Source organism: Chloroflexota bacterium (assembly GCA_026706485.1).
In the GTDB taxonomy this organism is placed as follows: Bacteria; Chloroflexota; UBA11872; order UBA11872; family UBA11872; genus JAJECS01.
Genome location: JAPOYR010000007.1, coordinates 62,887 through 81,981 on the forward strand (window position 1 = coordinate 62,887; position 19,095 = coordinate 81,981).

The window sequence follows — 19,095 nt, forward strand, 5'->3', positions numbered from 1 at the left end:
CCTCTCCCTTCCAGGGAGAGGGAGTCGGGCGGCAATCGAGTGAAGAGGAGGCAATGAGCATGACGGCAGCGGCGACCGATCTCTTTGCCGACGGCTGGCTCAGCAGCCCGCCGCAGTACCGCGCGGACCTGGACCGCTGCGAGCCGGCCTCGGCGCTGAGCGCCACGGGCAAGCGGGGGCACTGGCGAACCATGTCGTTCGAGACGGACGACGTGGCGGGCACCATGATCGCGGCGGGGCCGGAGACCGCCGCGCCGGTGGTGAGCTTTCCGCTGCGCGCCAGCGGCTGGCACGCGGTGTCGGTGGGCATCGTGCCGAACTTCAAGTGCACCGACGACACCGCCACGGTGGCCGTTCCGGTCAAGCTCAGCAGCGACGACACCTATTCCCTGCTGACGCTGGACCTTTCCTCGAAGCAATCCCGGCTGCTGCCGGATTGGCATGGCGGCGGAGTGGCCGAGATGTTCTGGAAGATCGCCGACCTCACGGACATGAGCCTCGATATCTGCCAGCTGGTCCGGCGGGTGGCGCCGGGGGACGCGCCGGGGTCATTCAGCGGGCCGGCGGCGCGCGTGGCCTACGTGAAGCTGGTGCCGCTGACCGACGACGAACTCGAGATCTGGCAGGCGGACCTGGCCCGCACCGATACGCGGCGGCTGTTCGCGCACAACGACTCGCACGGGCCGCACTACCTGTTCCGGCTCACCACCGAGGAAGAGGTGCGGCGCGAGATCGAGCCCTACCGCGACACCGACGTCTCCCGCATCTACTGGGAGGCCGGCGGCGGCGACCGCACGCGGTTTTTCAGCCGCGTCGCCCGCGCCGAAATCATGGAAGGGCAGGAGGACTTCGGGCGGCGCGGCGATCGCATGCACGCCGAAAGCTGGCGGGACTTTCAACGGCAGGGCGTGGACCCCTTCGACGTGGCGCTGGCGCACACGCACGCGCTGGGCATGGAATTCCACGCCTGCTACCGCGTGGCGGGGTTCAAATACCCGCCGCCGCTGGACGGCGCGAGCCTGGGCGAGGTCTTCTTCGACCGGCATCCCGAATGCCGCGGCGAGGACCGGGCGGGCAACCGCACGCCGCGCATGGCCTACAGCTATCCCGCGGTGCGGGAGTTTGTCATCTCGCTGCTGCGGGAGATCGTGGAGCGGCCCGTGGATGGCGTGTGCCTGCTGTTCAACCGGCGCATGCCGCTGGTGGAGTACGAGCCGCCGGTAGTGGAGGGCTTCCAGCAGGAATACGGACTCGACCCGCGCGAGCTGGCGGCGGACGACCCGCGCTGGCTGGCCTACCGCGCGCGCACGCTGACGGGCTTCATGCGCGAGGTGCGCGCGGCGATGAACGAGGCGGGCGCGGCGCGGGGGTCGCGCATCGACGTGGGCGCGGTGGTCGCAGCCACCGAGCAGGAGAACCTGCAGGACGGCATCGACCTGCGCGCGTGGCTAAACGAAGGCCTGATCGACACGCTGATCCCCTATAGCTCCGAGCCGGTCTACGACAGCCACCACCCGTCCTGGACGGACCCGTCGCAGCTGGCGTTTTTCGTGGACCTCGTGGATGGGACCGACTGCGTGCTGGCGCCGAATCTGATGCCGCGACACCAGTCGCCGGAAGACTTTCGCCGCCGGGCGTCGACGGTCTACGAGGCCGGCGCGGGGCACATGTTCTTCTGGGACGCCGCGGGCGGCTGCGGCCGGGCCAACCACCAGCCCATGTGGAGCGGCTTGAAACGCCTGGGCCACCAGGACGAGATAGCCGCCTGGCAAGCCGCCGGCGAGCCCGACCTGCCGCGCACCATCAAGCCCCTGCGCAAGTGGGACGGGTGGGACTTCGCCTACGAGACGCCGGGGTAAGACCGGAGCGCCGGAATTCTGGCCAGCGATGTCGCCGAGTCATCCCCGAAGCGCACACCTAACGGACTCGGAAGCCCTCCAAGTGCGCCACGGCTGACAAGCGCGTGTCACTGCTGACGAATTCGAGACTGGCGGTGTCTTCGGCCGCCGCGCTGAGCGCCGCGGCCAATTGCAGGGCATCGGCGCCACGCAGAGGGTGAATCCGAAGCAGGCGCAATGCCCGTCGCCGCACCTGCTCCAGCGGTCGGATCTCCAGCCACGCGGCGGCCAGCTGTTCAAGTCGCGTCAGCGCCTGGTGTAGGTCGTGCTGGTCGAGACCTCCCTCCCGTTGGAGGCGGTTTAGCGCCGACGCGCACTCGATCCAGCTGCCCCACCACGTCACGATGCGGGGGTCCTGTCGCAGCAGCGTCCGCCGCGCCGCGCTGGTCGGTTCTTCGACCAGGAGTGCAACCAGCGCGGACGAGTCCCAATACCTCAGCGACTCTCGTCCCGCTCCGTCGCGACTGTGCCGCTCGCGCTGAAACCCTCGCCAAGGCGCGGCGCGGGCTCGGCCAGGAAACGCTCGGCGTCAAATACGGCCCGCGGCGGGTCGGCAACCTGCCGCTGCACCAGCTCCTCCGCCGCCGCATCCAGCCCAATTCCCAACGCCTGGTACGGCTCAATCCGCGCCACGGGCGCCCCGTGGTGCGTAATGAGCACCGATTCCCCGCGGCGAACCTCGTTGAGGAGCACGCTGAGGCCGTTCTTGGCTTCGCTCACACTGGCGCGTTTCATCAAGCTAGTCTAGCCAGATTATTTCAACTAATCCAGCGCGAATCCTCGCCGCACGGCGAAGGTCGGACGTCTGAGACTCTTCACCCCGTTCGTCGTGAGCCTGTCGAGCCACGCCCCTCGACAAGCTCAGGGCCTGCCCCGTGCTTGATACGGGGGCGAACGGAGCGTAAGCAGTATTCGGCGTTTCCCGGAGTGCCGGCCGGCCGGCGGCCGCGAGGGTTTGATGGGCGGTGTGCCCAATCGCCTGCCCCTGAGATTCCTCGCTGCGCTCGGAATGACAGATACGGCGCTCGGAATGACGGACGCACTCGGGATGACGGAGGGGACCCGGGATCGGGGATTACCGCCAGGAGAGCTCCCGCCTTTCGGTGACGGTGGACTCGTCGATGTCGAGGCCGAGGCCTGGGGCGTTGGTGGGGGCGATGCGGCCGTTGATGGGTTGGGTCTTGTGCTGCAGGTGCAGCTGGCGGATGTCGTTCCACTTGATGAGGTATTCGACGTAGGGACAGAGGGTGGGCGGCAGCGCGGCGCTGATGTGGACGTTGACCGGCACGCTGGATCCGTGGAAGACGATCGGGACGTCGTAGACCGAGCAGATGGTGGCCATCTTCATGGTCTCGCTGATGCCGCCGCACCACATGGTGTCGGGCTGGAAGACGTCGACGGCGCCGGCGCGCATGTAGTCGCGGGTGCCCCAGCGGGTGTATTCGTGCTCGCCGCCGGCGATAGGGACCGGTGAGGCGGCGCGGATGCGGGCGTAGGCCGGGATGTCGTCGGGCTTGACCGGCTCCTCGATCCAGCGGGGGCGGTACTCGGCCATGCGGTGGGCCATGTCGATGGCGTAGCGCGCGTTCCAGCTATTCCAGGCGTCGAGCATCACCTCGACGTCGTCGCCCACGGCCTCGCGCACGGTTCGCGCCAGATCCACGTTGGCGCGGGCGCCCGGCTCGCCGTCGTCCGGCCCGTGGCGGAAGAACCACTTGGTGGCGGAAAAGCCGGCGTCAACGGCCTCACGCGCGCGGGCGGTGACGCGGTCGGGCTCCAGCGAATAGCCCAGCATGCTGGCGTAGGCCGGGATGCTGTCGCGCACCGGGCCGCCCAGCAGCCGGTAGACCGGCTGGCCGAGCCACTTGCCCTTGAGATCCCACAGCGCCACGTCGAGCGCGCTGATGGCGAACATGGGCTGGCCCTTGCGGGCGTGGATGAGCTGGCGGTAGAGCTTGTCCCAGATGCGCTCGATGGCCAGCGGGTCCTCACCGACGACGAGCGGTGCGACATCGGTGTCGATGACGAAGGCCGTTTGCCGGTCGATGGTTCCCGCCAGGCCGCTGACGCCCTCGTCGGTCTCGACCGACACAAAGATGGACGAAATCGGGTATGCGCCGCGCGCGTTGCGCTGCTGCCCGACCCCGCCGCTGGCGATGGGGTAGCCGCGCTCGTGCTTGTGCTCGGGATAGACGTCGATGGGGCGGACGACGCGCTCTTCCCACAGCTCGCCGTCGTAGTCGAGCTCGCCGTGAAGCTCGAAGAGCCGCACGCGGGTGATGCGCATGGCGGGGTCCAGGTGAGGCCCGGGGCCGCGGGTGGGGTCCAGTCTATAGCGGGGCGGGAGGTGGCCGGTTGGCGCGGAGGTCTTGGAGGGGTGGATTCCCGCCTCCGCGGGAATGACTGTGGGGGAACGCCGCCGGTACGCCACGGGCGTTGTGCCCGTTTACCTGACCCTTAGATTCCTCGCTGCGCTCGGAATGACATTACAGGCGCACCGATTGCCGTGAGGGTAGGTGCCGTATCCTTGCCGCATGAAATCTCTGGTCGCCCTGGTTGCTCTCGCGCTGGTCGGCAGCTTGCTATTGGCGTGCGGCGAGGAGGGTCCGCCGGAAGGCGCGGAGATTGCGCCGGACTTCACCGTGCAGGACGCGCACGGGAACGCGGTGACGCTGTCCGGCCTTGTCGAGGACGGTCAGGGCGTCATCCTGGTGTTCTATCGGGGCTTCTTCTGAGGGATCTGCCGCGCGCAGCTCGTGGAGCTGCAGGGAGCCCTTCCCCTCTTCGCCGAGGTGGGGTACCGACCGGTCGCCATCAGCACGGACGATGTCGAGGGAGCCGCGGATATGGCCCAGTACACGCGCGCGGAATATCCGATCCTGGCGGATCCGGATCACGTGGTGGCCGAGAGCTTCGGCGTCTTCGACCTGCTGGGCGACGGCGTGTCCGCGCCGGCGGTGCTGCTGATTGGGAAGTGGCGGGTGGTGCACTGGCGTCAGGTAGGCGAGGGCATCGGCGATCGGCCGTCGATCAGCACGATCCTGGACGCGATTCTCGAGGTGGAGGGGACGCCGGGCGGGAACTGAGGCGCGAGCGAAGGCGGGCCGTGCGTTGGTGCTGCCCATCCGTGCGGCCGCGGATGAACGTCTGAGATTCCTCGCTGCGCTCGGAATGACAGATACGAGCCCAGCAGGATTGAGGAGCACGAACTTGCGCCGGCAGCGCTGGGTGGTAAGTAACCGTTGCTACATCTCAAGGCCGGTCCGTGCGGTACCGTTCCGCCTGGCTGCCCCCTGACACATTCACCGAGCACGCAACCTGATGTATGTGGTCCGCATCCTGCGCAACCTGACCCGCCGGAGATTCCGCACGGCGCTCACCGTGATTGGAATCACCATCGGCATATGGGTGCTGGTCGTGATGAGCTCGATGGCGAACCGGATCAACTTCATCGTGGACGGTGGTTCGACTTACTACCAGGACAAGATCATCGTCAGCGACGCTACGAATCCCGCGTTTGGCCTGGGGTCCACCCCGATGCCGCTCAGCGTGGCCGACCAGATTGCCAACGTCCCCGGGGCGGCGGTCGTGGTCCCCGAAGTCCAGCTGCTGCTCGATCCGAATGAGGCGGGGGGCGGAGGATTCGGCCTGCCGGACTTCATCGTCGGCGCCGTGGCGGACGCCGATGAGGGGCGCGAGGCATTCGAGGTCCGGGCAGCCCAAGGCCGGCTGACGACACCGGATGACGAAGGCGCGAACGTCGTGGTCCTGGGCGCCGATCTTGCCCGCAAGTTTGGCAAGCGCGCCGGAGACTCCATCGAACTGCGCCAGGTGGAATTCGAGGTCATCGGCGTGCTCGAACCCACCCTGACCGCGCCGGACACCCTGGCGTACGTCCCGCTCCAGGCGGCCCAGGCGCTGCTCACCGCCGACGCGCCAATTCTGGCCACGACCGGTCTAGGGGCCGACCAGCTGATCTCTCAGGTGACGGTCTACCCAGAGGCGGGTGTGGACACGGAAGTCCTCGCCGACGCCATCGAGGCCAGCGTGGCGCAGGTGGGAACGTTGACGGGGGCGGACTTCGACCGAGAGATCACCTCGGCGACGGAGATCTTCAACGCCATCGTGGTCGGCATTGGCCTCATCAGCCTGGTCGTCGGCGGCCTTTCGGTAATCAACACCATGGCCATGAGCGTGGCCGAGCGGACGCGCGAGATCGGGATCAAGCGGGCGATCGGCGCCACGCGCGGCCGGATCATGCGCGAGATCGTGATCGAGGCCGCCAGCATCGGCTTGCTCGGGGGACTGCTGGGACTGGGGCTCGGCGCCGTCGTGGTGACCGTAGCGAACGAGCTTGGACGCGATTCGGGGAACATCCTGTTCCAGCTGACGGCGCCGACCGCGGTGGTGGCGCTGGCGTTCGCGACCGTGCTCGGGGCCGTGGCCGGGCTGCTGCCAGCCTGGAACGCCGCCCGGCTCGATCCGGTCCAGGCGCTCAGGTACGAGTAGGCGCGCATGGCATTCCTCGAAGCCCGCCACCTGCACAAGACCTATCGGCTCGGCCGCCAGAACCTCGTACACGCGCTGCGGGGCGCCGACATCGCCATCGAGGCCGGAGAGATGGTGGGGATCATGGGGCCCTCAGGCTGCGGCAAGAGCACCCTGATGCACATCCTCGGCCTGCTGCACTCCCCCGACGACTCGGACCCGCCGGCGAGCCTGGTAATCGGCGGCAACGACGTAGCCGACCTTTCGGACCGCGAGCGGACCAAGATGCGGGCGGAGCGGATGGGTTTCGTCTTCCAGGCGTTCAACCTGGTGCCCACGCTGACGGCCATCGAGAACGTGGCGCTCCCCGCTGAATACGCGGGCCGCCGCCGCTCCGAGGCCATGAGGGCGGCCGCGGAGGCCCTGGATTGGGTCGGGCTCGGGGATCGCGGCGACCACCGGCCCACGGAACTCTCGGGCGGTCAGCAGCAGCGCGCGGCCATCGCGAGGGCGCTGGTCACACAGCCCGACCTGATGCTCGCCGACGAGCCGACGGGCAACCTGGACTCCGAGAGCACAAACGAGGTCCTCGACCTGCTGCGCCGGTTCAACACCGAGCGTCAGCAGACCATCCTCATGGTCACGCACGACCCGCGCGTGGGCGAGGCGTGCGGACGCATCGTCGAGATGCTCGACGGCCAGATCACGAACGGTCAGGCGGAGTAGGCAAGCCGTTCAGTCTGGCGCAGGCTGCGCGCCGGCCAGACCCGCTCGACCGCTAAACTTGGACCGGGTCGGTAGCTCAGTTGGTAGAGCAGCGGACTTTTAATCCGAAGGTCGTGGGTTCGAGTCCCACCCGGCCCACCAGGTTTGAAAGGCTGCTCTTGAGGGTCTCAAGAGCCTCCGAAAATGGCCATTTGCCAACATTTCGCCAACATTTCTTCGGGAGACCCGGCTGCTTCAGGCAAGGTCTGAGCACTCTTTACGAGTCAACTAGGCTGTCCTCTTCCCAAAGAGACGCGACACTTGGCGTAGGTTTGGGCTGACGCCAGAGAGCGGTGCACGCTTTATCTCGTCGGGATCAAACGATGAGATGGAAGCGAGGCAGCGCTCATGACCCATGATGACGTGTTGTATCGGTTTCGGCTACGGCTTTTCGCGCTGGCCGAGGAATTGGGCAACGTCCGCGCCGCCTGCCGAATCCTGGGCGTGCATCCGTCGACCTACTACCGCTGGCGCAAGCCGGTGCGCCACATCGAGGCGGCGCAGCCGGGCGACCTGGTGCAACTGGACTGCTTCCACGTCTGCCTACTGGCAGGCTCCCGGGGACGCACCTGGCAGTACACCGCCATTGATGTCGCCACCAGCTACACCTGGGCCCCCTGCACAACACCCCGCGCAATCCCGCCGCCCGCCACACTGCGGCCCTAGCCCAGCAGGTCACGGCAGTCTTGGCCCGTCACAGCTGGTCGCTCCTGCGCGTCAGCGCCGACAGGCCAGCGGGTTCACCAGTGCCATCTTCCGGCAGGCCCTGGCCCACGCCGACGCGCGCCACACGCGGATCCGCGCAGGTCGGCCTCAGAGCAACGGCCGCGTCGAGCGCGTCCACCAGACCATCTGGGAGAAGTGCTACCACCCACCTTCGCCCGGGCCTTGATCCTCCGTTTCGCGGCCCTGCGCACCGATCTGGCCCAGTATCTTGCGTACTACAACCACGACCGCGCCCACACAGGGTGCCGCACTCAAGGTCGAGCTCCAGCCCAAGTCCTTGGAGCTGCCAAAATGTGGCCGCAAAGGCCGTCGAGATGAGCCCCACCCGTCGCTACATCTCGGGAAGAGGACATCCTAGGCGCTGATCCGGCCGGAAAATTCGGAGTCTTTCCATAGGAGAGTCTCCCGGCAAAGGGTTCACAGTACGCTCCCTTTTTGGCTGCGTCAGCTCCAACTCCACCGGCCAGTCAGTGCTGGGCGCTCCCGATGCCCCGGCTGGCGCCGAATAACGCAGCGACGGACGTGCTTGTTGTGCCCCAGGCCGCTCAAGTGCTCCGTGCCCTGTCGCCGGTCCGTCGTGAATACGATGAGGGCGGGACGAGATTGCACGAGTGCGCCAACCGGATCCTCGGCGTCGTTGAGCGATTTGGACTTCGCCCGGTCATCTCTCCCGAAACGCCCGCGCCCATCACGCCGGACGACCAGGGGGCAGTCTGCTTCCAAGTGGTGCTGCCGGCGGATGGCTGACTTGGCACTACGCACCGCGACCACGACAGCTCAACGGGAGAGTTCGCGACTAGGCTAAAGCGGTTCCCGAAGCCTATTGAGGCAGGACAGCGCACGGTGCCAGACCGCAACGCTCGGGCCCTCGCGACTAGGTGTAGACCGCTCGATCAGCCAGTGACTGAGAGTTCCCAATTCTCCAAGTCGACGATAGTGGGGTCCACGAGTCCTCCCTGCACACTGGACCAATCACGGAGAATCCGATATATTCGCCGTGGCGGGATAAAGAGCGCCGCGGTGAAGTTTACAAACGGTGGCGGAGCTTCCAACGGACCGCGGAACGTGCCCTTTGATCGCTGGTTCCGGTATCCCGCAGGGTTCTCCCCGACAGCTCTCGGAGCTGCGCTGCAGGCCGTGGCCGTGCGGCCCGGGGATCTACTGATTGATCCGTTCGTTGGCGCTGCAACGGGATGGAGAGCTGGGGTTGAGCAAGGATTCCGGTACGCCGGGATCGAGGCGCACCCGGAGATTGCCGAGTTGGCCAAGCTCAAGGTGCAGCCCTTCGCGAGGCCGGCGCGCATCGTTGACGACGCACAGCGCGTCGCTGGTGACATTGTCAAGGCGGACATCTCACGCGAGACGGATCTGGTGACTCGGAGCTTTGACGAGGACTCCTTGGGCGAACTGGTCAGCATCCGGGACCAATTGAAGGCTCATCCCCATAGAGCGACGACTCGGTATCTCAAGTGGTCCCTGCTAGGTGCCCTGCGGGACTGCGCAATGGTCCAAGTCCGTTGGCCCTACCAGCGCCCCGCGATCCGAAGGAAGCCACGGATCTCCAAGCCGGCGCGAGCGTTTCTTCGAAGGGCAGAGTGGATGGCGGCCGACCTGAGCGAGTCGTCCCCAGACTCAGGAGCAACCGTGTTGCGTGGGGACGCTCGGCGACTGAGCGACTGGGGTCGGGTCCTCGGAGATGAACCCGCAGACGCAGTCGTGACATCGCCCCCTTACCTCAACAACTTTGACTACGCAGATGCAACCCGGCTTGAGCTCTACTTTTGGGGGGTAGCTCGCACTTGGTCCGAGATGGTTGAGCGGGTCAGAGCCGGAATGCTCACAGCATCGACTCAGCAGGCCCGCAGTGCGGCGGCGTCTAAGTCGATGGCTCGGGTTGCTGCCATAGCACCGCACACTGCATTGGTCCTCGGGTCACTCACAAATCGGCTACAGGCGGAACGCAAGCGGCGAGCCAGAGGCAAGGAGTATGATCGAGTGATCGGGCCGTACTTTGAAGGTATGAGCCACGTGCTCGTGAACATGCGCAAGTGCCTACGGCCCGGAGCACGCATCGCCCTCGTGGTTGGTGACAGTGCACCTTATGGCGTGTATGTCGACACGCCTGAGTTGCTAGCGCAGCTTGCCCAAGAGCTCGACCTGAAGCTCGTGGACGTGAGTACCATCCGGCTCCGGGGCGCCAGATGGGCCAATAATGGTGTTCGGCACCACCATGCGTTGACCGAGCGGCTAGTCGTGCTGTGTAGCCCAGGCAACTGAGAGCTGCTCGAAGAACCTATCGGCAGTCAGGGTGATGCATCTTTCCCAAAACGTCTGCTTTTCTTGACCAAATTGCCGGTGCAATCCGGACCAAGCGAGAGCGTTCGGATCCTCGAAGGGACCAACCCAGTATTCGTCGGCACGATCGGCGACGACCCGGGATTGGAGAACGCTCCAAATGTCCGGGTCGCGCATGCTGTATCCGACGTAGACCCATGGCACCTTGCTGTTAGTCTCGAGGATGGCACGAATGCAGTCCTCCTTTTCCGTGGATAGCCCCTGAGCGGTCTGGTCCACCGTGGCGATTATCGTCTCTCTCGACCCAATCGAACCATGGAGCTTCAAGAAGGGTACGGGATTGTCGGGTTCAGCGAGGTACGTAGGCAGGTAGTCTCGGCCGTTCCTGAACTCTTGCTCCGTGACCATCGTGTGTACGCCGCCATCGCCAACCTCTACGAGGGTGTCGAAATTCACGGTAATCACGACGGTCCTCGGAATGACCTTTATGACGTTGTGCAAGCCAGAGACGGCAGGACCTCGGTTCTTCAACGCAATTTCGTTCATCTTCTCAAAATCACTCAGTGTCCGACTATCGTCGGCACCGCTCCTCCAGATCTCCTCACGGAGCACTCGCTCAAGTGTGAGCCGACGGTGGAATTCGTCCGATTGCATCTGATGCTCGACTTCGAGCAGGCGCTCGTTGGCTCGGAGGTACTCGAAGAACGCCGGAGCGAGTTCGCCGAACCCTGCCTCTGGCATTGCAAGAAAACCTCTGAGTGCATCGTCGCGAAGGGTATTCCCAAGCGGGAGCCCCGACGAACTTGAGAACCCAGCCCCGAGGAACAGGACGAGGCCGCTGCTGGCGGCCTGCTCCGCGATATAGCGGATTTCTGCAAGGTCAACGCGCCAAGGCTTCCGGCGCGTCATTCCCGACGACCTAACGAAGAACCGAACGGTAGGCTCGGAGTCTAGGTGGTGATCCGGCGTGTCCTCGCCGGACCGCTCGATGAGCAAGATTAGGCGCTTGACCGCCCAGAACCGCGTCCCATCGATGCTGCCGAAGAGGCGCCAGATGGCTTCGGCCCACTCGTCGTCCAATACAGCCTCGTTGTAGGCAATGAACGCAAGACTGCTCGTCTGCAGTTCTTCTGAGAACAGGGCAGTAGCGAGCCCAGAAACTTCTCGCTCGGATCTGCTCGCGAGCTCAGTCCGGTCGTCGATGCTCGCGTGCACGATGCTCTCGTCGGCCCGGATATTGACTCGGGACTCTGCGCCTCCGGAACGCGGAACCCGCAAGTACCCCTCGATGCGGGTCTTCAGAGTGTGATCGAATCCTCCACGGACCCCACGCTCGACATCAGAGGCGACAATTAGCGAAGCACCGACAGAGTGCGCGGCGGCCCGCACGAGGTCGCTGTGTCCGGCAAAATCATCGACTACTATGGGCAAGACAGATGTGTTGCTATCGTCCTCATCTGGATCCTCCAGCAACTCGGATAGCAAGCGCAGCACATCACGGGTCTGCAAGCGCGCGCTCCAACTGCTCGCGTAGTCTTGCTGTTTCTACACGGCTCTCGTGCGTGACGCCCAGCGATGCGAGGGTCGGCCTCTCTTCTCGGTAGGCTAAGACGAGGTTGTCGAACGCAGTCATGACGTGCCGGGTCTCGGGGGAGCGCTGACTACGCCGGAGCTCGCTGGCAACGCGCTCGATAACGGCGTCCCGGTGATTGTCGTCCACGTAAATCTCGTGGGGAGTCGGACCCATGATCTGACCGAGGCGTCGCCGTGCCTCCGTCACCGCGTATCCGGAGTAGAGCGAGAAATGACTCGGATTCCGAGCACGCGAACTGAGAGTGTCAGCAAATGCCGAAATGGCCTTCGCGACGGTGTGATCCAGTCGGTTCAGTTCATCGCTATCGCTCGGTCTCCGGATGGCCGTTGCAGAAGAAGTTGATCCGTTAACCAGAAGAAACAGCAGGAGTGCAATCGATGGTAGTCGAAGCCCCTCTGCCTGGCCCTCCAGGAGACCTACTGCGTCCTCAAGCCGCCTCACTCCTACTTCCCTGTAGCCTTGGTGGGTCAGGCTCACCAAGGCAAAGGCATCGATTGGATCGAGACCAATTGGATCTTCGTCAGACTCTTGCAGTACGCGGCGTAGCAGAGCGTATACGGCCCGACCTTCAGGCGTGACGAGAGTGGACGGGCCAGCCTGGATTATGAGCGGAGGATCTAGGAAACGAGAACGGACCCTCGGCGCTGCCGGCAGGGAAGTCAGGGCATCGCGAAGGCGAGCGCCAGATGTTCTGGGATTAAAGAGCTTGGAGAACAAGAGTTTGAGATCATCATCGAGACTGCTAGTCGGCTCACCCGTTTGCACGATCCATAGCTGGCCAAGACTGTTGACGAGATTCTGACCATCCTGTCTCCGAAGGACGAATGGCACGCCGAAGATGTCCGACGGATCGCGCACCCTGCTCACGGGCCCGCGTCCCTGGCGAAGTAGTCTTCGGCCGTGAACAGTTCACCATTGAGGGTGGCAGGTGGACTCGCCTGTGAAGGCAGGATCACGACGACTTGAGCTGCCAGACCTTCTTTCAGGAGTCGCTGGTCTAGGAAATGCCAGAGACGGCTCCTCCTACTCTGCTCAACGAACGCACCAAACTCATCAAGGACGAATACGCGGTAGTGAGCCGCGGACGTACCATGGCTCAGGATCGCAGCCAACATGTATGCGAACGCTCGCTCCCCGCTCGAAAACGCCTCGATCGGTCGTCGCCTCTGTTCACCAGTCTTCGTGCGCCAGGACACGAACCCATTCACCAGGTCAAATCGCTGAAAGTCACCCCCATCGAAGATGGCCTCACGGATGTCTTGGTTGGAGAGATAGTCGGCCATCTGTCCCTCGTACCACTTAACTAGGCTCTCGGCGTATCGAGCCCGGCTGGGGTAGCCGCGTACGACGATCGAGCGTTTGATGTCGTCTAGAGCCGCCTCAACAGCGGCGACTTGATTCAGTGAAGCGTCAACGTCCGACTGGACGCGTCGCGCCGCATCCGCTAGACGCACCAATCGTCGAAGCGCGTCCGTGCGGTCTGCCTTGAGTGTCGGGATGGTGCCAGCAGGGACACTTTCCCTGAGCCATTGATAGTCGGCGCCCCGTGCGATGAGGCGCAGGGCGCGGACGAGCTGGTCCTCTAGTTCACGGCGTAGTGCCTTCTTCAGCGAGAGCTCGTCGCGGAGACGTTGCTGTTCGGCGACTCGGTCCTGACGGAGCGCGACGGTATCGTTCAGGGCCTCTTGGGCTCCGGAAGCTGCGATCTCCAAGCGTTGCTCCAAGTCCGCCACCTTACTGTCCAAGGTTGATGCGCCCCCACTCCTATTGAGCAAATCAAGATGTACTCGCAGCTCCGCTTCACGCTGGATCTCGCTGGTAATTTGCAGCTCTACCGCGCGCAGCCGCTCGGACATCTCTGAATACTTATCCCCTGATGAGCCTCGAATCTGGTCTTCCTTTGCCTCGATCTCACGCTCCACTTCAAGCAACAGGGTTGCTTTCCGGTCCGCGTCTCGAAGCGCTTCGCAAACGTTCGAAAGCACTCTGATACGAGATTCTGACGTTGCTATCTGCTCATCGATCCTCGCGAGCTGTTCATATGATACGTCTCTCTCCAACTCGTCACTTCTCGCATCGAGTCCGGCGCGTAGGTCCGAGGTTGTCACCCTTACGTTGGTGTCGACTACCGCAAGAATCTCGTCGTCAAGGCTTGATCCCTCGACAACAGCGAGGGGTGCTCGTGCATCGCCGATCAGATCAAGCATGTCCGGAAGGGATGCTAGGGCAGCTCGGTCTCTGCGAAGTTTGTTCCGCCCAACAAGCGCCCGTTGGTACATCGAGCTTACTGTGCCGGCTGTGGCACCAACTGCCTGCATGGCCTGTTGAGCTCTCCAATGCGTGCGCGCGGCCCGGCTACGTCGCCCGTCACGCTGACTCTGCAACTCCTCCAGTTCGCGCTGGAGCTGCTGTAGGGCGGCGTGATTTGGAACTAACCCCCGAAGCTCTTCTGCCAGCTCTTCTTTCGCTTCGGTCAGCTTCCTTACTCTCGACTTGGCCGCATCAAGCTTTACTCGAATCTCCGGTCCAAGCCGTGCCTGCTGCTGCCGAAGCTCAGACAGCGTAATCAATTCCTCAAGATCGAGTCTACGACCTGATGCCTTTTCGACCTTGGAATCAATGTCGATTAGTTCCTTCGTGGTGATTTGGACAGCATCGTCAGCAGCCTCAAAGTCAGATTCTGAGAGTCGATCAATGTCAATGATCAGTGGCGTTAGGATTGACTCTGCGTCTTTAGCTATGTTTTCCAACCACTGTCTGGAGCGAGCTGCAAGGGCATAGTCGTCGCCAATCAGATTGCTTAGCTGTGAGACAACGGTTTCGTCACCTCCGATCCGAACTAAGTCGAAGAGTTCGCGTAAGGCCTGGTGGTCACGCTGATTCCCATCTATGAAAACGGATCCCAGATCTTCGGTCAGGGGAATTGGATCAGCTGGCCACTTGTCGGGTGTGAGCTCGATGCGGATGGATTCAATCTTAGCTGTGGAGGGGAATTCACTAATGACAATGGTGGTCGGGCCTAGATTCTCCTTCAGCGCCACCCAGGCGTCTAGATCGCTCCGGAACGGCTGTCTCCCGGCGACAAGCTCGAGGAGTCGCACGGCAACGGTCTTACCGATCCCGTTCCTCCCCTCAAGCCAACATCGATCAATGTTCGGGATGGTGGGAATAACCCTCAGACCACCACGAGTCTCCGCGTCAATCGAGAAGTGCATCGGCTATCATCCGCCCTACAAGGATCCGTAAGTCATCCCGCTTCGAGAGCAGCGACAGTGCGCGGTCTACTGGCGGGTGCTCGGCGGCGTCGAGTTCTTCTCTGGTCGCGCGATCCAACAGGTCGCGAATCCTCTCAAGTTCACTCTCGCGCAGATCCGCTGGCGTTGCCATATGCACCCAGTCTGTGGAGGCCCCGTCTGTAGCCGCAGTGTACGTGCATGGCAACGTGTCCTGTGTTCCTCCCGCGCACTGCCCGTGATGCCCGTTGCCGAGTGCGAGGTGTCAACGAACTCCCTGGCTGGCCAGCTGTGACCGCATCGATCCGCGCACGTTGGGCTACTCGCTCCGATAGCCTTATGTGGGTTACGAAAAGCCGTTCGTCCCTGCACGCGCGCTGCGCGTCCGAGCGACCCTTCCTTCGCGCAGGCGCGCGCTGTAGAGGCGAGCAGTGACAGGTCGACGCGGACGCCACGATCTCCTTGCGCGCGACGCGCAGGAAGCAGTGTGCCCCAATCTCGTCGTAGAACACCACAAGCAAGCGTTGGCCGCACTCCGTGGTCATCGGTGAGGCGCTGCGAGGCCTAGTAGCGGGAGAGGTGAGCGAGGCGGCATCGCCCCCCAAAGCCACCCCTGGCCACACAGTCTGGGAGGCGGTGTCGCCGAGGGCCTCTAGCCGCGCTGCCTGCGGGTCTCTGCGGGTATCAGCATCGACGACTGGGTGTCATGCGCCCAGAAGGGTCTGGAGTCTGCAGCTTCTGCCCGGACGCCGCTGACGGAACGGAATAGTGCGAGAGTCGCGAGCTAACCGGCCGTGGCTAATCCGCGCTCGTAGCCTCGCCGGGCAAACCTAGCGAGATTGGAACCCTCCGGCCAGTACTCGGAAAGCTGTGGGTCGCACGGCGGCCTATTGCTTGCAGTGATCAGGTGAGTCGAGTATGCGCAGAATCTTGAACCGTCGGTAGTAATCAGTCGCGGAGACTACGGGCGGCGCCTGCGACCGAAGGTCCGTGCTGATCAAGCAGTCGTGAGCGACGATGGTTGCCCATTAGCAGGGTGGCTCTTGCATGGCTCGGGGGAGTGTCGACTGGCTCGTGATTCGCCGATCGGTGGAAGGTGCACGGGGTATTCCAAATCGAGCGTGGTTACGCGTCCAAGACTTTGCCCACACGCTGCACGGCCTCCGACTGGATGCCGGGTGTGACGTGGGAGTAGGTATCGAGCGTCAGCGTAATGCTGGCGTGGCCCAATTGCTCCTGGACGACCCGCGGATGCACACCCTCACTGAGCATGATGCTGGCGTGGACATGCCGGAGATCCTTAGTGCGGAGCGACGGCAGGCCTGCCCGGTGGAGCACACGCTGGAAGCGGGCGAGCAGGACGCTGGGCTCGATAGGGCGACCGTCGGCTTGGGCAAAGACGAGATCGAGGTCGTCATAGCATGGACTGAGCTCCCGGCGGTGCTCCTCCTGGCCCTCGCGGTGCCTAGTTAGCTGTTCGACTACGGTGGCGTCGAGCGCAATCGTGCGCGTGCTGCGATGCGTCTTGGTCGGCGCGAAGACCAGCCCCTGCCCCTTGATGCGCTGCAGCGACTGCCGGATCCGCGCCCTGCCAGCTTCGAGGTCGAGGTCGCGCCAGCGCAGCGCCACGAGTTCGCCGGGGCGCACGCCCGTCGTTACGGCCAGGCGGATCGGCAGCTCCAGTTCGGTACCGCGGATCGCGGTCAGCGCGGCCCGGACGTCTTCAACGCTGGGGATGTCTGCGGGCTTCGGTCGTGAACGTGGCGGGCGAGCTGCCAGGGCCGGATTTCGCGCCAGCAATTGGAGTCGGACGGCATCGTTTAGGGCTTTTCGCACCACTTGGTGCACGTAGTCCGCCGTTCGGGTGAGGCCCTGCTGGCGCAGCTCGACTTGGAGTCCTTGCAGATGCAGGGGGCGTACATGGGTGAGCCTAAGGTGCCCCAGCCGGGGTTGAAGGAACCGCTCAACGTGATAGCGGTAGTCCTGATAGGTGCGCGGGGCGTTGTGGAGGCGGACGTGGGATTCGAGCCACTGCTCAAGGTATGTCCCGAGGGTGGCCGCGGTGGGTTCGACGAGCGCTCCGGACTGCACGTCCTCTTCCAATCGTGCAGCGACGCGCTCGGCCTGCCGCTTGGTGCCACGCACGGAGTGCCAGCGGCGCTTGCCGCCGCCGAGGTGGACGGATACCTCCCAGCGGCGGGGGCCGCGCTTGCGAATGTGAGCCATAGGTCATGCGTTCCATTTCTGGTCCTGGTGGCTGCTCAACCCGGGCTGCCCGGAATCGAGCAGCGCGTGAAGGTCTTCTTGCAGCGTGTGGCTGGGGATGCGGATCCAACGCCCGATGCGGATGTGGCGGATGAGGCCGGCGTGGCACATGCGGCGTACGCGCCCCTCGTTGAGTTGCCAAAGTTCGGCAACCTGCCGGACGGTGAGCATTCGCAGGGCGCGATTTGCAGTGACACTCCGACGGCGGGCTGGCGTCACCGCGGTGGGATCCACCCCACGGGGTGGCGACCGACGGGCGATGAACTCACCATGCGGCGCGGATCCGGCCACTGATGCCGTTCGCGCGAGCCTTGTGAACTTGACACGCTGGGCGTTGGTCGCAACCTGAGCACCGTCCCACCATCGGCGCAACCGCGCGGTTCGCCTAGGCAGGATTCCGTAAAGTCGGTGACCCGTCTGCTGCGTGACGGCCGTCGTTCAGCCGACGCGGAGATCGCCGAGGCCTGCGGTCGCGACCGGAGGTGAGATTGTGCGAGCACGGGTGATTGCTGCGGTGGGCTCTGCCCGATCCCGTGCCAGGCGGCCCCACGCACGCGGTCGCATTGGCGACGCGTGCGCTGCGCGCGACTTCAGACGTCGGCCATGCACGGCGCAAGGCATGCCAGGTAGCGCCGGACACCAAGGTCTGGGCCAGCCGCTCGCCTTGGTGTCCAGTACGCGCCAGCCCGCAACTATTCATTCCGTTGATTGGCTGCGACGGGTCCTGGGTAGCTCGCGCCGCTGTCTGCTGGATTCGTCCAGGAACCGGCGAGCCACATCAACGCTGTTCCCTGCTGCGCGGGGTTCGGCTGTGACTCATGGTCCGGCCGGGGCCGCACCGACGATGTCGATGGGCAGGGCCAGCGCTCGGATTTGATCTCCCGCGAATCGCCGAGCTAGCGGTGTACCAATCACCGACTTGGCGTTGGCCTGGCGTACGACGCCCGCGCGGGCCCGCCCAGCGCCCGACACGACCCGCCCAGGCGCCATGCTATGGCTACCGGTTCTCGAATCGAGTTGCTCAACGCCCGGCAGCCTTCGCTGGACTGACAGCACCAAGTGGGTCACTTTGGCGATCGAATCGGTCCCAGTTCGCCGATCGAGCCGGCCCACATCGCAGCGATTGCGCGCTGGCGCGGCGGTCACCACCTCCAGGCCCAGCAGATCCGCCAGCGGCGTCAATTGCCGGTTTCGCGGCAGTCGCTCCCACAGGGCACCTGCCGGTTGGCCACTGCCCAGACCTCGCGCTCAGGGTCCGCCGCAGGCCACGCGCCAACCGCGGCTGTGCGTGGCGTTGCTGGCGCCGGGCGCTTGCCACGCTGAAACGTGCGTTGCGCTGCCCGGGACAGCCAACGCCTACATCGTGGAACCGCGACGCTCCTCCTTCCACCCGTTCATGGGCGGCCAAGGCCCGCCGCGATCCAGCACCGGCGGGGCGCGAACCACCATTCGGTGGCATGCCCGCCGGCGGCTCAATCCGCCGACAACGAATTCCTATGCTCCGAGCGTCCTCTCGCCGCTCGGGGGTCCTCCAACCGGCGACGACCACGTCCTCCCAGCGAGTCGACGCCCCGACACTCGCGACGCGGACGACCTCCCGCGTCCCGTCGCATCAACTTCCGCCGCAGGCCCGCGTCGATTACTTGCTGCGCGGGGTATGCGGCACCTGCAGCATGCGGTCTCCGGTCGAGAATGCCTATCCAGGTTTCCGTAGTTGGTCCGCTTTCCGCGCATGACCGACATCTCCGCCGAAGGTCGGTACGGCGGCGGCGAATGTCATGGCATCGGCTCAGGAGGCACGATCTGGGTTCGTCGACAACGGAACGACATA

13 protein-coding genes and 1 tRNA gene are annotated in these 19,095 nt (G+C 64.5%); 6 read left to right on the top strand and 8 right to left on the bottom strand.

The window, feature by feature from the left end; translation table 11 throughout:
• The first annotated feature begins 53 nt into the window (after positions 1–53).
• Entirely contained in the window at positions 54–1,859 is a 1,806-nt protein-coding gene (locus tag OXG79_05920) for a family 10 glycosylhydrolase (GenBank protein ID MCY3783305.1), read from the top strand.
• Positions 1,860–1,917: 58 nt separating this feature from the next.
• On the opposite strand, the gene OXG79_05925 is transcribed toward OXG79_05920, so the two are convergent.
• The 3 genes from OXG79_05925 to OXG79_05935 form a co-directional block, all read right to left on the bottom strand.
• Positions 1,918–2,337 carry a type II toxin-antitoxin system VapC family toxin gene (locus OXG79_05925; protein MCY3783306.1) on the bottom strand — a complete coding sequence of 140 codons (420 nt, stop codon included), beginning with the start codon at positions 2,335–2,337 and terminating at the stop codon, positions 1,918–1,920.
• Positions 2,334–2,633: a type II toxin-antitoxin system prevent-host-death family antitoxin gene (locus tag OXG79_05930; GenBank protein MCY3783307.1), complete on the bottom strand. Its 300-nt coding sequence runs from the start codon at positions 2,631–2,633 to the stop codon at positions 2,334–2,336. Before OXG79_05930 ends, OXG79_05925 begins: the two co-directional genes overlap by 4 nt.
• 340 nt (positions 2,634–2,973) lie before the next feature.
• Positions 2,974–4,185, bottom strand: coding sequence for a mandelate racemase/muconate lactonizing protein (locus OXG79_05935; protein MCY3783308.1), 1,212 nt, complete (start codon positions 4,183–4,185; stop codon positions 2,974–2,976).
• 247 nt (positions 4,186–4,432) lie between these two features.
• On the opposite strand from OXG79_05935, the gene OXG79_05940 reads away from it, so the two are divergent.
• From OXG79_05940 to OXG79_05960, 5 genes are all read left to right on the top strand, one after another.
• The gene (locus OXG79_05940; GenBank protein ID MCY3783309.1) at positions 4,433–4,984 is read left to right on the top strand and encodes a peroxiredoxin family protein; all 552 of its coding nucleotides are present in this window, start codon (positions 4,433–4,435) and stop codon (positions 4,982–4,984) included.
• 235 nt (positions 4,985–5,219) lie between these two features.
• Positions 5,220–6,407 (top strand): ABC transporter permease, encoded by a 1,188-nt coding sequence (locus OXG79_05945; GenBank protein MCY3783310.1) that lies wholly within the window; start codon positions 5,220–5,222, stop codon positions 6,405–6,407.
• A gap of 6 nt (positions 6,408–6,413) precedes the next feature.
• Positions 6,414–7,112 carry an ABC transporter ATP-binding protein gene (locus tag OXG79_05950; GenBank protein ID MCY3783311.1) on the top strand — a complete coding sequence of 233 codons (699 nt, stop codon included), beginning with the start codon at positions 6,414–6,416 and terminating at the stop codon, positions 7,110–7,112.
• 65 nt (positions 7,113–7,177) lie between these two features.
• A tRNA-Lys gene (locus OXG79_05955) sits at positions 7,178–7,253 on the top strand.
• A 246-nt stretch (positions 7,254–7,499) separates the two neighbouring features.
• Positions 7,500–7,817 carry a helix-turn-helix domain-containing protein gene (locus tag OXG79_05960; GenBank protein ID MCY3783312.1) on the top strand — a complete coding sequence of 106 codons (318 nt, stop codon included), beginning with the start codon at positions 7,500–7,502 and terminating at the stop codon, positions 7,815–7,817.
• 2,307 nt (positions 7,818–10,124) lie between these two features.
• Here the strand turns inward: OXG79_05960 and OXG79_05965 are convergent.
• The 5 genes from OXG79_05965 to OXG79_05985 all read right to left on the bottom strand — a co-directional run bounded on the left by OXG79_05965 (position 10,125) and on the right by OXG79_05985 (position 17,435).
• A complete protein-coding gene (locus OXG79_05965; GenBank protein MCY3783313.1) occupies positions 10,125–11,681 on the bottom strand; it encodes an SIR2 family protein in 1,557 nt (518 codons plus the stop codon).
• On the bottom strand, positions 11,668–12,246 hold the full coding sequence (locus tag OXG79_05970) for a hypothetical protein (protein MCY3783314.1): 579 nt from the start codon (positions 12,244–12,246) through the stop codon (positions 11,668–11,670). The genes OXG79_05965 and OXG79_05970 overlap by 14 nt, the downstream gene beginning before the upstream one ends.
• A 383-nt stretch (positions 12,247–12,629) precedes the next feature.
• Positions 12,630–14,981: a hypothetical protein gene (locus OXG79_05975; GenBank protein ID MCY3783315.1), complete on the bottom strand. Its 2,352-nt coding sequence runs from the start codon at positions 14,979–14,981 to the stop codon at positions 12,630–12,632.
• 1,143 nt (positions 14,982–16,124) lie between these two features.
• Positions 16,125–17,225, bottom strand: coding sequence for a tyrosine-type recombinase/integrase (locus tag OXG79_05980; protein MCY3783316.1), 1,101 nt, complete (start codon positions 17,223–17,225; stop codon positions 16,125–16,127).
• Between the two features lie 3 nt (positions 17,226–17,228).
• Positions 17,229–17,435 carry a helix-turn-helix domain-containing protein gene (locus OXG79_05985; GenBank protein MCY3783317.1) on the bottom strand — a complete coding sequence of 69 codons (207 nt, stop codon included), beginning with the start codon at positions 17,433–17,435 and terminating at the stop codon, positions 17,229–17,231.
• Between the last annotated feature and the right edge of the window lie 1,660 nt (positions 17,436–19,095).

Bases quoted from the DNA above. Each gene is read 5' to 3' on its own strand.
- OXG79_05920 (MCY3783305.1), top strand. From the start codon at position 54: ATGAGCATGACGGCAGCGGCGACCGATCTCTTTGCCGACGGCTGGCTC.
- OXG79_05930 (MCY3783307.1), bottom strand. From the start codon at position 2,633: ATGAAACGCGCCAGTGTGAGCGAAGCCAAGAACGGCCTCAGCGTGCTC.
- OXG79_05935 (MCY3783308.1), bottom strand. From the start codon at position 4,185: ATGCGCATCACCCGCGTGCGGCTCTTCGAGCTTCACGGCGAGCTCGAC.
- OXG79_05945 (MCY3783310.1), top strand. From the start codon at position 5,220: ATGTATGTGGTCCGCATCCTGCGCAACCTGACCCGCCGGAGATTCCGC.
- OXG79_05950 (MCY3783311.1), top strand. From the start codon at position 6,414: ATGGCATTCCTCGAAGCCCGCCACCTGCACAAGACCTATCGGCTCGGC.
- OXG79_05960 (MCY3783312.1), top strand. From the start codon at position 7,500: ATGACCCATGATGACGTGTTGTATCGGTTTCGGCTACGGCTTTTCGCG.
- OXG79_05975 (MCY3783315.1), bottom strand. From the start codon at position 14,981: ATGCACTTCTCGATTGACGCGGAGACTCGTGGTGGTCTGAGGGTTATT.
- OXG79_05980 (MCY3783316.1), bottom strand. From the start codon at position 17,225: ATGGCTCACATTCGCAAGCGCGGCCCCCGCCGCTGGGAGGTATCCGTC.
- OXG79_05985 (MCY3783317.1), bottom strand. From the start codon at position 17,435: ATGCTCACCGTCCGGCAGGTTGCCGAACTTTGGCAACTCAACGAGGGG.